This window comes from uncultured Veillonella sp. (assembly GCF_963543145.1).
Taxonomy (GTDB): domain Bacteria; phylum Bacillota; class Negativicutes; order Veillonellales; family Veillonellaceae; genus Veillonella.
This window is the reverse complement of record NZ_CAUTZP010000023.1, coordinates 1-14,567: the sequence shown is the minus strand read 5'-3', so window position 1 is coordinate 14,567 and position 14,567 is coordinate 1. Positions and strand designations below refer to the sequence as shown.

The window sequence follows — 14,567 nt, the reverse complement described above, 5'->3', positions numbered from 1 at the left end:
GTAACTGAAATCGAAGGTTAATTTAACCTTTTATGCTCATCGTAGTGATGCGTTGGGCACAATACATGCAGCATTCAGAGCGGCAGTGATGCCGCTCTAGTGTTGTGTTTTTAAACTATGAAGTAGAAGGTTGCCTCTGCGGAGGAGAATTTCTATGGAGCAGCCCATTCACGAAATGGACGACAGGAGGAATTATTAATAATGGCTAAACAGCAAAAAATCCGTATTCGCCTTAAGGCATACGACCACAAAGCTCTCGATCAAAGCGCTGCTAAGATCGTAGACACTGCAAAAAGAAATGGCGCTATGGTATCTGGTCCGATTCCATTGCCAACAGAAAAGAATATCTTCACAATTCTTCGTTCTGTACACGTAAACAAAGATTCTCGTGAACAATTCGAAATGCGTACACATAAACGCTTAATCGATATTCTTGAACCAAATTCGAAAACAGTAGATGCTATCACTCGTTTAGATTTACCAGCTGGTGTATCTATTGAAATAAAACTATAAGGAGGTGCGATAATGTCTAAAGCTATTTTGGGTAAAAAATTAGGAATGACACAAGTCTTCACAGCTGAAGGCCAATTAGTTCCTGTAACAGTAGTGGAAACTACCCCAAGCGTTGTAGTGCGCGTTAAGACTGTTGAAACAGACGGCTACGAAGCAGTACAAATTGGTTACGGTTCCATTAAAGAAAAACATTTAACAAAACCTGTAAAAGGTCAGTTCGACAAAGCTGGCGTAGCTCCAGTAAAATATCTTCGCGAAGTTCGCGTTGCAAATGCAGCTGACTACACAGTAGGCCAAACTCTGGCAGCTGATATCTTCGCAGAAGGTGAATTAGTGGACGTAGTGGGTACAGGTAAAGGTAAGGGTTTTGCTGGCACAATTAAACGCCATAACTTCTCCCGTGGTCCTGAAACTCATGGTTCCAAATCTCACCGTGAACCTGGTTCCATCGGTCCTATGATCTCCGGTGGCGGCGGTAAGGTATACAAAGGTAAAAAACTCCCTGGACAAATGGGTGGTTACAGAGTTACCGTACAACGCTTATCCGTTGTGAAAGTTGATGCTGAACGTAACCTTTTATTGGTTAAAGGTGGTATCCCAGGCGCTAAAGGTAGCTTGGTTATGGTTCGCAACACGGTTAAACCTGTTAAATAATCATTTGTCGAAAGGAGGATTATGTAATGCCTACAGTAGCAACATATAATCAATCCGGCGTTAAAGTCGGTGAAATACAGTTAAACGATGCAGTATTCGGCGTTGAAGTTAACGAAGCCGTAATGCATCAAGCCGTAGTTCGTCAATTGTCTAACGAACGTCTCGGCACACATGCAACAAAAACTAGAGGTATGGTTCGTGGCGGTGGTCGCAAACCTTGGAAACAAAAAGGTACTGGCCGTGCTCGTTCAGGCTCTAGCCGTTCCCCAATCTGGATCGGTGGCGGTACTACATTTGGTCCACAACCTCGCAGCTATTACAAAGCTATGCCACGTAAGGCTAGACGTTTAGCAGTTAAATCTGCTCTTAGCGATAAAGTGAATAATAGCGAATTATACGTTTTGGAAGAAATCACATTAGCAGCTCCTAAAACTAAAGAAGTGTTGAACATTATCAATAGCTTCAACGTTGGTGATGCAAAAGTATTGTTCATCACTGAAGGTGATGTAAATGTTGAACGTTCCGCTCGCAACATCCAAGGTGTTAAAGCATTGGCTTGCGAAGGTATGAACATTTTCGATCTTCTTCATTACGATAAGCTCTTCATTACTAAAGGTGCTGTCGCAAAAATTGAGGAGGTACTTGGATAATGCAATTACATGATGTACTAATCCGCCCGGTTATTACCGAAAAATCCACAAAGCTTATGGAAGAAAACAAATACACGTTCCGTGTGCCTTTGACTGCAAATAAAGTGCAAATCCGTCAAGCTGTTGAAAAAATCTTCAATGTAAAAGTAGAAAAAGTAGCTACTATTCGCGTTTTAGGCAAAACTAAACGCATGGGTCGTACACAAGGTAAACGTAGCGATTACAAAAAAGCTATCGTTACTTTAAAAGCTGGCGAATCCATTGAATTCTTTGAAGGTGTCTAAGAGTCTAGTTGTAAGGAGGCCCACTAATGGCAATTAAATCATTTAAACCGTACTCCGCTGGTCGCCGGTTTATGACAGTATCCGCCTTCGACGAAATCACAGCAAGCAAACCAGAAAAATCTTTGCTCGCTAAGATTTCTCAAAAAGGTGGTCGTAACAATACTGGTAAAATGACAGTTCGTCACCAAGGTGGCGGTCATAAACGTCAATATCGTATTATTGACTTCAAACGTACTAAAGATAATATTCCAGCTAAAGTAGCAACAATCGAGTATGATCCTAACCGTTCTTCTCGCATCGCTTTGCTTAACTACGCTGATGGTGAAAAACGCTACATTTTAGCTCCTAACGGTCTAAAAGTTGGTGACGTTCTATTCTCCGGTCCTGAGTCCGATATTAAACCTGGTAACTGCTTACCATTGGCTAATATTCCAGACGGTACACAAATCCACAATATCGAATTGAAAATCGGTAAAGGTGGTCAAATCGTTCGTTCCGCTGGTACATCTGCTCAATTGATGGGTAAAGATAATGGCTATGCTATTCTTCGTTTACCATCTGGTGAAATGCGTCGTGTTCGTCAAGAGTGCCGTGCAACAGTAGGTGTTGTTGGTAACGCTGACCACAGCAACCTTGTAATCGGTAAAGCTGGTCGTCATCGTTGGATGGGCGTTCGCCCGGGCAACCGTGGTGTTGTAATGAACCCTTGTGACCATCCACATGGTGGTGGTGAAGGTAAATCTCCTGTTGGTCGTAAACATCCTGTTACACCTTGGGGCAAACCAGCACATGGTGTTAAAACTCGCGACAAGAAAAAAGCTTCTAATAGCTTAATCATTAAACGTCGTACAAAATAGGATAAAGGAAAGGAGATAAAATAGTGTCCAGATCTATTAAAAAAGGCCCTTTCGTAGCAGATCATTTGCTTAAGAAAGTTGAAGCTTTAAACGAAACTAACGAAAAGAAAGTTGTAAAAACCTGGTCCCGTGCCTCTACTATTATCCCAAGTTTTGTAGGCCACACAATTGCTGTGCATGATGGTCGCAAACATGTACCTGTATTCATTACAGAAGATATGGTAGGTCATAAATTAGGTGAGTTCGCTCCTACACGTACTTTTAAAGGTCATGGTAAGGACGAAAAATCTACAGGCAAAAAATAGGAGGAAATAATACATGGAAGCAAAAGCAATCGCTAGACATATCCGAATCGCGCCTCGTAAAATCCGTATCGTTGCAGATTTAGTGCGCGGTAAAAACATCGGCGAAGCATTTGCCATCTTGAAGTTCACTCCGAAAGTTGGCGCTGATGTAGTAGAAAAAGTTATGCGTTCTGCAATCGCAAACGCTGAACATAATTTCGATATGAATGTTGACAATCTTTACGTATCCGAGATCTTCGTTGATCAAGGCCCTACATTAAAACGCATTCATCCTCGTTCCCGTGGTCAAGCTTTCAAAATTTTGAAACGCACTAGCCATGTAACAGTAGTAGTTAAAGAAAGAGCTTAAGAAGGAGGGAAACAGAGTGGGTCAAAAAGTTAATCCACACGGTTTGCGTGTCGGTATCGTAAAAGATTGGGACGCAAAATGGTATGCAGATAAAGATTTCGCTGCTAATCTTCATGAAGACGTAAAAATTCGCAACTTCTTGAAAGAAACCCTTTTCATTGCTGGTATTTCCCGCATTGAAATCGAGCGTACAAATAAACGTATTAAATTGACTATCCACACTGCAAAACCAGGTATGGTTATCGGTCGTGGTGGTGCTGGTATCGAAGATATCAAAAAAGCAATGACTCGTTTCACTGACAAACAAGTGGACGTTAACATCGCAGAAATTAAACAAGCAGATATGGACGCAACTTTAGTTGCTGAAAACATTGCTGGCCAATTGGAACGCCGTATCGGTTTCCGTCGTGCAATGAAACAAGCTGTAGGTCGTACAATGCGCTTAGGTGCAAAAGGTATTAAAATCATGGTAAGCGGTCGTCTTGGTGGCGCTGAAATCGCTCGTAGCGAATCCTACCGTGAAGGTTCTATTCCTTTGCATACACTTCGTGCAGACATCGACTACGGTACTGCTGAAGCTCATACAACATATGGTTGTATCGGCATTAAAGTATGGATTTACAAAGGTGAAGTTTTGCCAGAAGCAAAACAACCTGCTAAGAAGGAAGAAGGTGGCAAGTAATGCTTATTCCAAAGCGCGTAAAACATCGTAAGCAATTCCGCGGCCGTATGAAAGGTCGTGCTATGCGCGGTAATACAGTGTCTCATGGTGAGTTCGGCTTGGTAGCATGCGAACCATCTTGGATCACAAACCGTCAAATCGAAGCAGCCCGTATTGCTATGACTCGTTATATCAAACGTGGTGGTAAAGTATGGATTAAAATTTTCCCTGACAAACCAATCACAGCTAAACCAGCTGGTACTCGTATGGGTTCCGGTAAAGGTTCTCCTGAATACTGGGTAGCAGTAGTTAAACCAGGTCGTGTAATGTTTGAAATGGACGGTGTGCCAGAAGCTACAGCTCGTGAAGCTATGCGTCTTGCAAGCCATAAACTTCCAATCAAATGCAAATTTGTTGTTAAGGGTAAAGAATTGGGTGGTGACGTAAATGAAGGTTAATGACATTCGCAATATGAGCGCTGCCGAAATGGAACAAAAAGTTTCTGGTCTTAAGGAAGAGTTATTTAACCTCCGTTTTCAGCTTGCAACAGGTCAATTAGAAAATCCTATGCGCATTCGTGAAGTTAAGAAGACAATCGCTCGTATTAAAACTGTACAACGTGAAGTTGAACTTAAATCTGAAAACGCATAATAACAGATTTGTTAAAGGTTGAAAAGGAGGCTTAAAATCGTGGCAGAAGAAAGAAACGTACGTAAAGTCCGCGTAGGTAAAGTTGTAAGCGACAAAATGAATAAAACTGTTGTTGTTGCTGTAGAACGTAAAGTACCTCACGCATTATATAATAAGCCAATGGTTAGCACAAAACGCTTCAAAGCTCATGATGAAAATAATGAGTGCCAAGTTGGCGATACAGTTAAAATTGTAGAAACTCGTCCACTTTCTAAAGATAAATGTTGGAGAGTTGTTGAAATTCTTGAAAGACTAAAATAAGAGTGATGTAAGGAGGAATAGACGATGATCCAGCAACAAACAATTTTGAATGTTGCCGACAACACTGGTGCAAAACGTATTATGTGTATCCAAGTCATGGGCGGTTCTTATCGCAAATTCGGCAATATCGGTGACGTAATCGTTGCTTCTGTAAAAGATGCATCACCCGGTGGCGTTGTCAAGAAAGGCGACGTAGTTAAAGCTGTTATTGTTCGTTCTAAAAAAGGTATCCGCCGTCAAGACGGTTCCTATATTCGTTTCGATGAAAACGCAGCAGTAGTTATTAAAGATGATAAGACCCCTCGTGGTACTCGTATCTTCGGACCTGTGGCAAGAGAACTTCGTGAAAAAGACTTCATGAAAATTGTTTCCTTGGCTCCAGAAGTATTATAAGAAGGAGGAACGCAGCATATGGCTAAACTACAAATCAAAAAAGGCGATACAGTTGTTGTTATCTCCGGTAAAGATAAAGGTAAGCAAGGTAAAGTTATCGCAACTGAACCTAAAAAAGAACGTGTATTTGTTGAAGGCGTTAACACTGTAAAACGTCATACAAAACCTTCCCAAGCTAACCCACAAGGCGGCATCGTTACTAAAGAAGCTGGTATCCATGTTTCTAACGTAATGGTTGTTGACCCAGAAACTAAAACAGCTACTCGTATCAAAAAAGTTGAAGGCAAAGACGGTAAATTCGTTCGCGCTACAGTTAAATCTGGTACAGTACTTAAATAATCAGGAAAGGAGGAGCTAAATAAATGTCTCGTTTATTTGAACAATACAACTCTGAAATTAAAAAGAGTTTGCAAGAAAAATTCCAATACGGCAACGTTATGGAAATCCCTAAATTGGAAAAAATCGTTATCAACATTGGCGTAGGTGATGCAGTAGGCAATGCAAAAGCATTAGAAGCAGCTGTTAATGATTTGAGTATCATCGCTGGTCAAAAACCTGTAATCACAAAAGCTAAAAAATCCATTGCGAACTTCAAAGTTCGTGAAGGTATGGCGTTGGGTACAAAAGTTACTCTTCGTGGCGAACGCATGTATGAATTCCTCGACAAATTGATCAATGCGGCATTACCTCGTGTACGTGACTTCCGCGGTATCAGCGCAACAGCATTTGATGGCCGTGGTAACTACGCTTTGGGTCTTAAAGAACAGCTCATCTTCCCTGAGATCGAATATGATCAAGTAGAACGTGTTACAGGTATGGATATCATTATCGTAACAAGTGCTAATACAGATGAAGAAGCTCGTGAATTGTTGACTCAATTCGGTATGCCTTTCGAAAAATAATAGGAGGAACATATAGATGGCTAAAAAATCTATGATTGAACGCGAAAAGAAACGCGCTAAAATCGTTGAAAAATATGCAGCTAAACGTGCAGCGTTAAAAGCAGCAGGTGATTATGAAGGCTTGTCCAAATTACCAGCAAATGCATCCCCAACACGCTTACACAACCGTTGCAACTTAACTGGTCGTCCTCACGGCTATATGCGCAAATTCGGTATCAGCCGTATTGCGTTCCGTGAATTGGCGTACAAAGGACAAATTCCTGGTGTTAAAAAAGCCAGCTGGTAATATTAGACGAGAGGAGGTTTTTAGATTATGGTAATGACCGATCCTATCGCGGATATGCTTACGCGCATCCGTAATGCAAATGCTGCACTTCATGAAACGGTAAACATTCCTGCATCTAGAATGAAAGCAGCTGTTCTTGACATCCTTTTACAAGAAGGTTTTGTTAAGAGCGTTGAAAAAGAAGAAAACACTTTAAAAGTAACATTGAAATATGGTTCCAATAACGAAAAAGTTATTACAGGAATTAAACGTATTTCCAAACCTGGTTTACGTGTTTACGCGAAAAAGGAAGAACTTCCTCGTGTACTTGGTGGTTTGGGTATCGCAGTTATTTCTACATCCAAAGGCGTTATGAGTGACAAACAAGCTCGTAAAGAAGGTCTTGGTGGCGAAGTAATCGCATACGTATGGTAATAGTAGCAATAGGAGGTAGAAATAATGTCACGTATCGGTAGAATGCCTATCGAGATCCCTGCAGGCGTTACTGTTACATATGATAACCATCATATGAACGTAAAAGGTCCTAAAGGCGAATTATCTCGCGATTTGCATCCAGATATGATTATCACTGTAGAAGGTAACACAATTACAGTAGCACGTCCTTCCGAGGATAAAGCTCATCGTTCCCTTCACGGTTTGACTCGCGCTCTTGTTGCTAATATGGTAACAGGCGTATCTGAAGGATTCACAAAAACTCTTGAAATCAACGGTGTTGGTTACAGAGCGGCTAAACAAGGCAATAAATTAGCTCTTACACTTGGCTTCTCTCATCCAGTAGAAATGGAAGCTCCAGCTGGTATTACAATTGACGTTCCAGCTCCTAACAAAATCGTTGTGTCTGGTGCAGACAAAGAAGTTGTAGGCGCAGTAGCAGCTGATATCCGTAAATGGAGAAAACCTGAACCTTACAAAGGTAAAGGTATCCGCTATGAAGGCGAAGTTGTTCGTCGCAAAGCTGGTAAAGCTGGTGCAAAAGGTAAATAGTAATATCATCTATATGAATGAAAGGAGTGAATATCTTGCCTCGTAAATCTAGTAGAAATATCGCTCGAGCAAAACGTCATCTTCGTATTCGCCGTCACATCTCTGGTACGGCAACTTGCCCACGTTTGAACGTATACCGTTCTTTAGGCAACATTTATGCTCAAGTTATCGATGACGTAGCAGGTACAACTTTGGTTGCTGCTAGCTCTTTAGATAAAGATTTGAACTTATCCTATGGTGGTAACGTAGCTGCTGCTAAAGCTGTTGGTGAAGCAGTTGCTAAAAAAGCTATCGCTAAAGGCATTGACACTGTAGTGTTTGACCGTGGTGGTTACATTTACCACGGCCGCGTAGCAGCCCTTGCAGAAGGTGCTCGTGAAGCAGGCTTAAAATTCTAAGAAGGAGGAACTATAGACATGGCGAGAATTGACTACACCAGTCTTGATCTTAAAGAAAGAGTAGTATTCATCAACCGCGTAGCCAAAGTAGTTAAAGGCGGTCGTCGTTTTTCCTTCAGCGCTCTTGTAGTTGTTGGTGATGGCAACGGTTATGTAGGCGTTGGCTTAGGTAAAGCTGCGGAAGTACCTGAAGCTATTCGCAAAGGTATCGATGATGCTAAGAAAAATATTGTAAATGTAGCAATTAAAAATGGTACAATCCCTCACACTGTAACAGGTGTATTCGGCGCAGGCCGCGTATTCTTGAAACCAGCTGCTGAAGGTACTGGCGTTATCGCTGGTGGCCCTGTTCGTGCCGTATTGGAATTAGTAGGTGTTCGTAACATCTTGACTAAATCTTTGGGCTCTTCTAACCCTAACAATATGGTTCGCGCTACAATCGAAGGTTTGAAAGATTTGAAACGCGCTAGCGAAGTTGCAGAACTTCGTGGTAAAACCGTTGAAGAAATTTATAACGCGTAATAAGGAGACAAGAAATGGCACAAGTTAAAGTAACATTAACAAGAAGCTTAATCGGTCGTCCTGAAGATCAACGCGCGACAGTTAAAGCTTTGGGCTTGAAAAAAACTAATTCTCAAGTTGTAAAAGAAGTAACACCTCAAATCGAAGGTATGCTTCACAAAGTTAGACATTTAGTAAAAGTGGAAGAAGTTTAATACTGATAAGGAGGTGCACTGAATGAAACTTCATGAATTACAACCAGCTGCTGGTTCCAAAAAAGCTCGTACTCGTGTAGGCCGTGGTTTAGGTTCTGGCTTGGGTAAAACATCTGGTCGTGGTCAAAAAGGTCAAAACTCCCGTTCTGGCGGTGGCGTTCGCTCCGGTTTTGAAGGCGGCCAAATGCCTCTTTATCGTCGTTTACCAAAACGTGGTTTCAACAACGTTTTTGCTAAACAATATGCTGAAGTTAACGTAGAACAATTGAACCGTTTTGAAGACGGTTCAACAGTTGATCCAGTAGCTCTTATTGAAGCTGGCATTTTGAAAAATGTACGCGATGGCATTCGTATTTTAGGTAACGGTACATTGGAAACTAAAAACTTAACTGTTATCGCTAATGGCTTCACTAAATCTGCTGAAGAAAAAATTACAGCAGCAGGCGGAAAAGTAGAGGTGATCTAGTTTGCTAGATAGCCTCTCGAACATCTTTAAGATTACCGAATTGCGCAACAAAATTTTGTACACATTGATGATGTTTGCTGTGTTTAGAGCCGGCATTCATATCCCTGTACCAGGTGTAGATGCATCTGTCATTGAATCTTTGTTCACGTCCGGTAACCTATTCGGTCTATTAGACTTGTTTGCTGGTGGTGCGCTAAGTAAGTTCTCTATCTTTGCAATGAGTATTACGCCTTACATTAATGCTTCCATCATCATGCAACTACTTCAAGCTGTAGTTCCACAGTTTGAAGCATGGAGTAAAGATGGTGAAGAGGGCCGTAAAAAAATTGCGAAGGTGACTCGTTATGGTACGGTTGTTTTAGGTTTTGTTCAAGCCTTTGGCATGGCGTTTGCACTACGTGCAAATTCCGCTCTCGTAAATAATGATATCCTTAGTGTATTCGTTGTGGCCATCATCCTAACTGCAGGCACATGCTTGTTGATGTGGATGGGTGAACAAATCACAGCATATGGTATAGGTAATGGTATTTCCTTAATCATCTTTGCCGGTATCGTAGCTCGATTACCAGATGGTTTAGAAACTATTTATCAATATATCCAAAACGGAACAATCAATATGTTCCAAGCATTCTTATTTGCTGTAATTGCTCTTGCGATGATTGCTGTCGTAGTTGCAGTTACACAAGGCCAACGTCGTATCCCGATTCAATACGCTAAACGCGTAGTAGGGCGTAAAATGTACGGTGGTCATTCTACATTCTTGCCGTTGAAAGTCAATCAGGCAGGTGTAATCCCAATTATCTTTGCGTCATCTGTGTTGATGTTCCCTGTGACGATTGCACAATTTATTGACAATGAATTTGTTCATAAAGTTGCTGATTTATTTACATGGGGTACGCCGTTACAAACGGCATTGTATGCGATATTGATCTTTATCTTTACGTATTTCTATACTGCAATCTCTATCAACATTACAGATATGGCAGATAATATGAAAAAATACGGTGGTTTTATCCCAGGTATTCGTGCGGGTAAACCAACTGCTGATTATGTGGATAACGTGATGACCAAAATCACTTTTGCTGGCGCTGTATTCTTAGCTGTCGTTGCTATTATACCGAATTTCCTCGGTAGCATTACCGGCGTCCAAGGCGTATACTTTGGTGGTACGGCTCTTCTCATCGTTGTAGGTGTAGCACTTGATACAATGCAACAAATCGAGTCGCTCATGGTAACACGCCATTATAAAGGCTTTGTGAAATAGGAGGGAAACAATATGTATATTCTATTAATGGGACCGCCTGGTGCAGGTAAAGGCACTCAGGCAGCTCGACTTATTGAAAAATACGGTATTCCCCAAATTTCAACAGGTGATATGTTCCGCGCTGCGATTAAGAACGAAACACCTCTTGGAGTTGAGGCTAAGAAATACATCGATGCTGGTCAATTGGTACCAGACAGTGTAACTGTTGGTATTGTACGTGATCGCTTGGTGAAAGATGACTGCAAATCTGGATTTATTCTTGACGGTTTCCCAAGAACTACTGCACAAGCTGTATCCTTGGATGCAATCCTTAAAGAATTAGGAATTTCTTTGGACGCTGTACTTAACTTAAACGTTCCTACTGAGGAATTGGTTAAACGTATTAGCGAACGAGCTGTTCTAGAAAATCGTGCTGATGATAACCCTGAAACAGTACAGAAACGTCTAGCTGTGTACGACGAATCTACTAAACCATTAATCGACTACTATCGCAACAGCGGATTGTATGAAGAAATCAATGGTTTGCAAGATGTAGACGCAGTATTTGCTGACATCATTAAGGCGTTGGAGAAATAATCCATGATTATTTTAAAATCGCCCCATGAGATTGAATGTATCCGCAAGGCAAGTAAGCTTACAGCAGAAACGTTGTCCTTGTTAGTAAAAAAGGCTAAACCTGGCATCACGACGCTTGAGTTAGATACAATTGCCGAAGAATATATTCGCAGCCACGGTGGTATACCAAGTTGTAAAGGGTACTATGGATTCCCTGCAACAATCTGTGCTTCTATCAATGAAGAAGTCGTTCATGGTATTCCGAGCGCTAAGCGTAAGCTTAAAAACGGCGATATCCTCAGTATCGATCTTGTATCATCTATTGATGGGTATCACGGCGATTCGGCTGTGACGATTCCTATCGGTCACGTCAAACCTGATGTGATGAAATTGTTAAAAGTTACAGAAGAAAGTCTGTTCAAGGGAATAGAACAAGTGAAAGTTGGCAACCGCATTGGTGCCATCGGCCACGCTGTTCAAACGTATTGTGAGAAACATGGTTACGGTGTCGTTCGCGACTTCGTAGGTCATGGTTTAGGCCGCGAAATGCATGAAGATCCGCAAATACCAAACTATGGTAGTCCTGAACAAGGACCTATTATGAAACCAGGTATGGTATTGTGTATCGAACCGATGATTACTCTAGGGACGCATCGTGTTCGTGTATTAGGGGATGACTGGACAGCAGTTACCACAGATGGTAAACCTGCTGCTCATTTCGAACATACAGTGGTTGTTACAGAAAACGGCCCTGAAATATTAACTATGCGGGAAGAACCGCGGTTAATTAAATAAAACAGGTAACCGGAGGAAAAGATATGTCAAAAGAAGACGTTATTGAGGTGGAAGGTACGGTAGTTGAGGCATTACCGAATGCCATGTTCCAAGTAGAATTGGAAAATGGTCATATCGTATTGGCTCATGTGTCAGGTAAAATGCGTATGAATTTTATCCGTATTCTTCCTGGTGATAAAGTTACTATGGAACTGACACCGTATGACTTAAATCGTGGTCGCATCACCTATCGCTTTAAATAAGCATAGGGTCCACAAAGGAGGTACTAATGAAGGTTCAACCATCAGTTAAAAAGATATGCGAAAAATGTAAAATTATTAAACGCAAAGGCCGTGTAATGGTTATTTGCGAAAATCCAAAACATAAACAAAAACAAGGATAATCTGATAGGAGGTGGATGATTAGATGGCACGTATCGCCGGTGTAGATTTACCTCGTGATAAACGAGTGGAAATTGGTTTAACTTATATTTATGGTATTGGTCCAACTTTAGCATCTGAAATTATTGCTAAAACTGGCATCAATCCTGACACACGTGTTCGTGATCTTTCTGAAGATGAAGTAGCGAAAATCCGTGAATTGTTAGATGCTGATTACAAAGTTGAAGGTGACCTTCGTCGTGAAGAAGCTCTTAACATTAAACGCTTAATTGAAATCAACTCCTATCGAGGCAAACGTCATCGTATGGGTTTACCACTTCGTGGTCAACGTACTAAAACGAATGCACGTACTCGCAAAGGTCCTAGAAAAGCAATTGCTGGTAAAAAGAAATAAGATAAAGGAGGGATAAAGCGTGGCTAAAAAAGTTGTTAGAACTAAAAGAAAAGAAAAGAAACATATTGAATCCGGTGCGGCTCATATTCGTTCTACATTCAATAACACTATCGTAACTTTGACAGATACAAACGGTAATGCGTTGTCTTGGGCTTCCGCTGGTGGCTTGGGCTTCCGTGGTTCCCGTAAATCCACTCCATTCGCTGCTCAAATGGCTGCTGAACAAGCTGCTAAAGCTGCAATGGAACATGGTCTTCGCACTGTTGAAGTATTCGTAAAAGGTCCTGGATCCGGCCGTGAAGCTGCAATCCGTGCTTTACAAGCTGCAGGTCTTGAAGTTACTTCCATTAAAGACGTAACTCCAATTCCTCACAATGGTTGTCGCCCTCCAAAACGCCGTCGTGTATAATTTATAGCGGCCGATTTGATACGGTGCTATAATTAAACTATGAACGTGTGTTGTATAGGAGGATGTTCCTGATGAGCGAAGAAAAGAAACTTAAAATCGAGAAAGTGGACATTGCCGACGGCGGTCGCTATGGTAAATTTGTTTGTGAACCATTGGACCGTGGCTATGGTATCACTCTCGGTAATAGCTTACGCAGAATTTTGCTTTCATCCTTGGATGGGGCAGCTATCACCTCTATCAAAATTGATGGAGTTCTTCATGAATTCTCTACTATTCCTGGTATTCGCGAAGACGTTACGGATATCATCCTTAACTTAAAGCAATTGTGCATCAAGGTTGAAGAAGATGTTCAATTACCTTTGGAAGTACACTTTGACTTCCAAAAGGACGGCGTATTGACAGCTGCTGATTTGGCTGAACAATTCCCACCAGAAGTAGAAGTATTGAATCCTGAACTCGTGATTGCGACAATGGATGAGACAGCTCATCTCGTAATGGACGTAGTAATCGAACGTGGCAAAGGTTACGTTCCTTCCACGAAGAATAAAAAAGATACAGATGTTATCGGTTGTATTCCAATCGATTCTATCTTCTCTCCAATTCTTCGTGCTAAATACGAAGTGAGTGATGTTCGTGTAGGCAATGAAATGGACTTCGACAAACTTACATTGGAAGTTTGGACTGATGGTTCCATTACCGCTGCTGATGCAGTGGCAAAATCTGCTGCCATTATGATTGGTTATTTAGGGAACTTCACTAAATTAGCGCACTCTGCAGACGTTGTAGATGTTAACACAGGTGAAGGTGGTATCGTTATTGATCCAGTAGGTTCTGATAATGAAGAACCAGCTGTAGATGACGGCCCAGCAAAGATTTCCATTGATGAGTTGGAACTCTCTGTTCGTGCATATAACTGCTTGAAACGTGCTGGCATTAATACAATTGCAGACTTGCTAGACAAAACCATTGATGACTTAGGAAAAGTTCGCAATTTAGGCAAAAAATCCATCGATGAAATTGAGGAGAAACTCAATAATCACCCAGGTGGTTTTCAACTTAAACAAAAAGGCGAATAAGGAGGAAGACGAATGTACAGAAAATTAGGCCGCGACAGCTCCGCTCGTAAAGCGTTGTTCCGTAGCATGTTAACATCTTTCTTCCAATATGAGCGTATTGAAACTACAGAAGCTAAAGCGAAAGAACTTCGCTCTTTAGCTGATCAAATGGTAACTTTGGCTAAACGTGGTGATCTTCATGCACGTCGCCAAGTTCTTGCATACCTCATGGATGAAAGCGTAGTAAAAAAATTGTTTGATACAATTGCTCCAAAATATGCAGACCGTCAAGGTGGTTACACTCGTGTAATCAAAACTGGTCTTCGCAAAGGTGACGCTGCACCTT

General features: G+C 41.4%; 30 protein-coding genes. All 30 read left to right on the top strand.

The genetic code is table 11. The annotated features are described in order from the left end of the window. Positions 1–201 precede the first annotated feature (201 nt). Positions 202–513 (top strand): 30S ribosomal protein S10, encoded by a 312-nt coding sequence (gene rpsJ, locus RWZ05_RS08390; RefSeq protein ID WP_004695100.1) that lies wholly within the window; start codon positions 202–204, stop codon positions 511–513. 12 nt (positions 514–525) lie between these two features. Then, positions 526–1,167: a 50S ribosomal protein L3 gene (rplC, locus tag RWZ05_RS08385; protein WP_004695102.1), complete on the top strand. Its 642-nt coding sequence runs from the start codon at positions 526–528 to the stop codon at positions 1,165–1,167. Positions 1,168–1,193: 26 nt separating this feature from the next. Then, positions 1,194–1,817 (top strand): 50S ribosomal protein L4, encoded by a 624-nt coding sequence (gene rplD, locus RWZ05_RS08380; RefSeq protein WP_005377066.1) that lies wholly within the window; start codon positions 1,194–1,196, stop codon positions 1,815–1,817. Continuing rightward, the gene (gene rplW / locus RWZ05_RS08375) at positions 1,817–2,101 is read left to right on the top strand and encodes a 50S ribosomal protein L23 (RefSeq protein ID WP_314643662.1); all 285 of its coding nucleotides are present in this window, start codon (positions 1,817–1,819) and stop codon (positions 2,099–2,101) included. The genes rplD and rplW overlap by 1 nt, the downstream gene beginning before the upstream one ends. A 26-nt stretch (positions 2,102–2,127) precedes the next feature. Then, positions 2,128–2,958, top strand: a complete 831-nt coding sequence (rplB, locus tag RWZ05_RS08370) for a 50S ribosomal protein L2 (RefSeq protein ID WP_314643660.1) — start codon at positions 2,128–2,130, stop codon at positions 2,956–2,958. 23 nt (positions 2,959–2,981) lie between these two features. Continuing rightward, complete coding sequence (gene rpsS, locus RWZ05_RS08365) at positions 2,982–3,263, top strand: 30S ribosomal protein S19 (protein WP_060923779.1); 282 nt, start codon at positions 2,982–2,984, stop codon at positions 3,261–3,263. A gap of 13 nt (positions 3,264–3,276) precedes the next feature. Further along, positions 3,277–3,612 (top strand): 50S ribosomal protein L22, encoded by a 336-nt coding sequence (gene rplV / locus RWZ05_RS08360; RefSeq protein WP_004695112.1) that lies wholly within the window; start codon positions 3,277–3,279, stop codon positions 3,610–3,612. A gap of 16 nt (positions 3,613–3,628) precedes the next feature. Beyond that, a complete protein-coding gene (gene rpsC, locus RWZ05_RS08355; protein WP_009351281.1) occupies positions 3,629–4,294 on the top strand; it encodes a 30S ribosomal protein S3 in 666 nt (221 codons plus the stop codon). Then, the gene (gene rplP / locus RWZ05_RS08350; RefSeq protein WP_004695114.1) at positions 4,294–4,731 is read left to right on the top strand and encodes a 50S ribosomal protein L16; all 438 of its coding nucleotides are present in this window, start codon (positions 4,294–4,296) and stop codon (positions 4,729–4,731) included. The genes rpsC and rplP overlap by 1 nt, the downstream gene beginning before the upstream one ends. Continuing rightward, positions 4,721–4,924: a 50S ribosomal protein L29 gene (rpmC, locus tag RWZ05_RS08345; protein ID WP_004695115.1), complete on the top strand. Its 204-nt coding sequence runs from the start codon at positions 4,721–4,723 to the stop codon at positions 4,922–4,924. Before rplP ends, rpmC begins: the two co-directional genes overlap by 11 nt. A gap of 39 nt (positions 4,925–4,963) precedes the next feature. After that, on the top strand, positions 4,964–5,224 hold the full coding sequence (rpsQ, locus tag RWZ05_RS08340; RefSeq protein WP_009351146.1) for a 30S ribosomal protein S17: 261 nt from the start codon (positions 4,964–4,966) through the stop codon (positions 5,222–5,224). 24 nt (positions 5,225–5,248) lie between these two features. Continuing rightward, a complete protein-coding gene (gene rplN, locus RWZ05_RS08335; protein ID WP_004695117.1) occupies positions 5,249–5,617 on the top strand; it encodes a 50S ribosomal protein L14 in 369 nt (122 codons plus the stop codon). 18 nt (positions 5,618–5,635) lie between these two features. After that, complete coding sequence (gene rplX, locus RWZ05_RS08330; RefSeq protein ID WP_314643655.1) at positions 5,636–5,956, top strand: 50S ribosomal protein L24; 321 nt, start codon at positions 5,636–5,638, stop codon at positions 5,954–5,956. Positions 5,957–5,979: 23 nt separating this feature from the next. Beyond that, positions 5,980–6,519 carry a 50S ribosomal protein L5 gene (gene rplE, locus RWZ05_RS08325; RefSeq protein ID WP_314643653.1) on the top strand — a complete coding sequence of 180 codons (540 nt, stop codon included), beginning with the start codon at positions 5,980–5,982 and terminating at the stop codon, positions 6,517–6,519. Between the two features lie 16 nt (positions 6,520–6,535). After that, positions 6,536–6,805, top strand: coding sequence for a 30S ribosomal protein S14 (gene rpsN, locus RWZ05_RS08320; protein ID WP_005377140.1), 270 nt, complete (start codon positions 6,536–6,538; stop codon positions 6,803–6,805). A gap of 27 nt (positions 6,806–6,832) precedes the next feature. Then, positions 6,833–7,219 carry a 30S ribosomal protein S8 gene (gene rpsH / locus RWZ05_RS08315; RefSeq protein ID WP_009351061.1) on the top strand — a complete coding sequence of 129 codons (387 nt, stop codon included), beginning with the start codon at positions 6,833–6,835 and terminating at the stop codon, positions 7,217–7,219. 24 nt (positions 7,220–7,243) lie between these two features. Next, the gene (rplF, locus tag RWZ05_RS08310) at positions 7,244–7,789 is read left to right on the top strand and encodes a 50S ribosomal protein L6 (RefSeq protein WP_273299349.1); all 546 of its coding nucleotides are present in this window, start codon (positions 7,244–7,246) and stop codon (positions 7,787–7,789) included. 17 nt (positions 7,790–7,806) lie between these two features. After that, on the top strand, positions 7,807–8,187 hold the full coding sequence (gene rplR, locus RWZ05_RS08305; protein ID WP_105089705.1) for a 50S ribosomal protein L18: 381 nt from the start codon (positions 7,807–7,809) through the stop codon (positions 8,185–8,187). 18 nt (positions 8,188–8,205) lie between these two features. Then, on the top strand, positions 8,206–8,709 hold the full coding sequence (rpsE, locus tag RWZ05_RS08300) for a 30S ribosomal protein S5 (protein ID WP_314643646.1): 504 nt from the start codon (positions 8,206–8,208) through the stop codon (positions 8,707–8,709). 14 nt (positions 8,710–8,723) lie between these two features. Continuing rightward, the gene (gene rpmD / locus RWZ05_RS08295; protein ID WP_004695138.1) at positions 8,724–8,903 is read left to right on the top strand and encodes a 50S ribosomal protein L30; all 180 of its coding nucleotides are present in this window, start codon (positions 8,724–8,726) and stop codon (positions 8,901–8,903) included. Between the two features lie 22 nt (positions 8,904–8,925). Further along, the gene (gene rplO / locus RWZ05_RS08290; RefSeq protein WP_257846980.1) at positions 8,926–9,369 is read left to right on the top strand and encodes a 50S ribosomal protein L15; all 444 of its coding nucleotides are present in this window, start codon (positions 8,926–8,928) and stop codon (positions 9,367–9,369) included. 1 nt (position 9,370) lies between these two features. Continuing rightward, complete coding sequence (gene secY, locus RWZ05_RS08285; RefSeq protein ID WP_314643642.1) at positions 9,371–10,633, top strand: preprotein translocase subunit SecY; 1,263 nt, start codon at positions 9,371–9,373, stop codon at positions 10,631–10,633. Positions 10,634–10,645: 12 nt separating this feature from the next. Then, a complete protein-coding gene (locus RWZ05_RS08280) occupies positions 10,646–11,209 on the top strand; it encodes an adenylate kinase (RefSeq protein ID WP_009351243.1) in 564 nt (187 codons plus the stop codon). A gap of 3 nt (positions 11,210–11,212) precedes the next feature. Further along, entirely contained in the window at positions 11,213–11,983 is a 771-nt protein-coding gene (map, locus tag RWZ05_RS08275) for a type I methionyl aminopeptidase (RefSeq protein ID WP_314643639.1), read from the top strand. A gap of 23 nt (positions 11,984–12,006) precedes the next feature. After that, complete coding sequence (gene infA / locus RWZ05_RS08270) at positions 12,007–12,225, top strand: translation initiation factor IF-1 (protein WP_004695147.1); 219 nt, start codon at positions 12,007–12,009, stop codon at positions 12,223–12,225. A 26-nt stretch (positions 12,226–12,251) separates the two neighbouring features. Beyond that, positions 12,252–12,365 carry a 50S ribosomal protein L36 gene (rpmJ, locus tag RWZ05_RS08265; protein WP_004695148.1) on the top strand — a complete coding sequence of 38 codons (114 nt, stop codon included), beginning with the start codon at positions 12,252–12,254 and terminating at the stop codon, positions 12,363–12,365. A gap of 23 nt (positions 12,366–12,388) precedes the next feature. Next, complete coding sequence (gene rpsM, locus RWZ05_RS08260; RefSeq protein WP_004695149.1) at positions 12,389–12,757, top strand: 30S ribosomal protein S13; 369 nt, start codon at positions 12,389–12,391, stop codon at positions 12,755–12,757. 19 nt (positions 12,758–12,776) lie between these two features. Next, the gene (gene rpsK, locus RWZ05_RS08255) at positions 12,777–13,166 is read left to right on the top strand and encodes a 30S ribosomal protein S11 (RefSeq protein ID WP_004695151.1); all 390 of its coding nucleotides are present in this window, start codon (positions 12,777–12,779) and stop codon (positions 13,164–13,166) included. Positions 13,167–13,237: 71 nt separating this feature from the next. Then, positions 13,238–14,242 carry a DNA-directed RNA polymerase subunit alpha gene (locus tag RWZ05_RS08250; protein WP_314643634.1) on the top strand — a complete coding sequence of 335 codons (1,005 nt, stop codon included), beginning with the start codon at positions 13,238–13,240 and terminating at the stop codon, positions 14,240–14,242. A 12-nt stretch (positions 14,243–14,254) separates the two neighbouring features. Continuing rightward, positions 14,255–14,567: 50S ribosomal protein L17 (gene rplQ / locus RWZ05_RS08245; RefSeq protein ID WP_314643633.1), on the top strand; the 313-nt coding region annotated here is incomplete at its 3' end.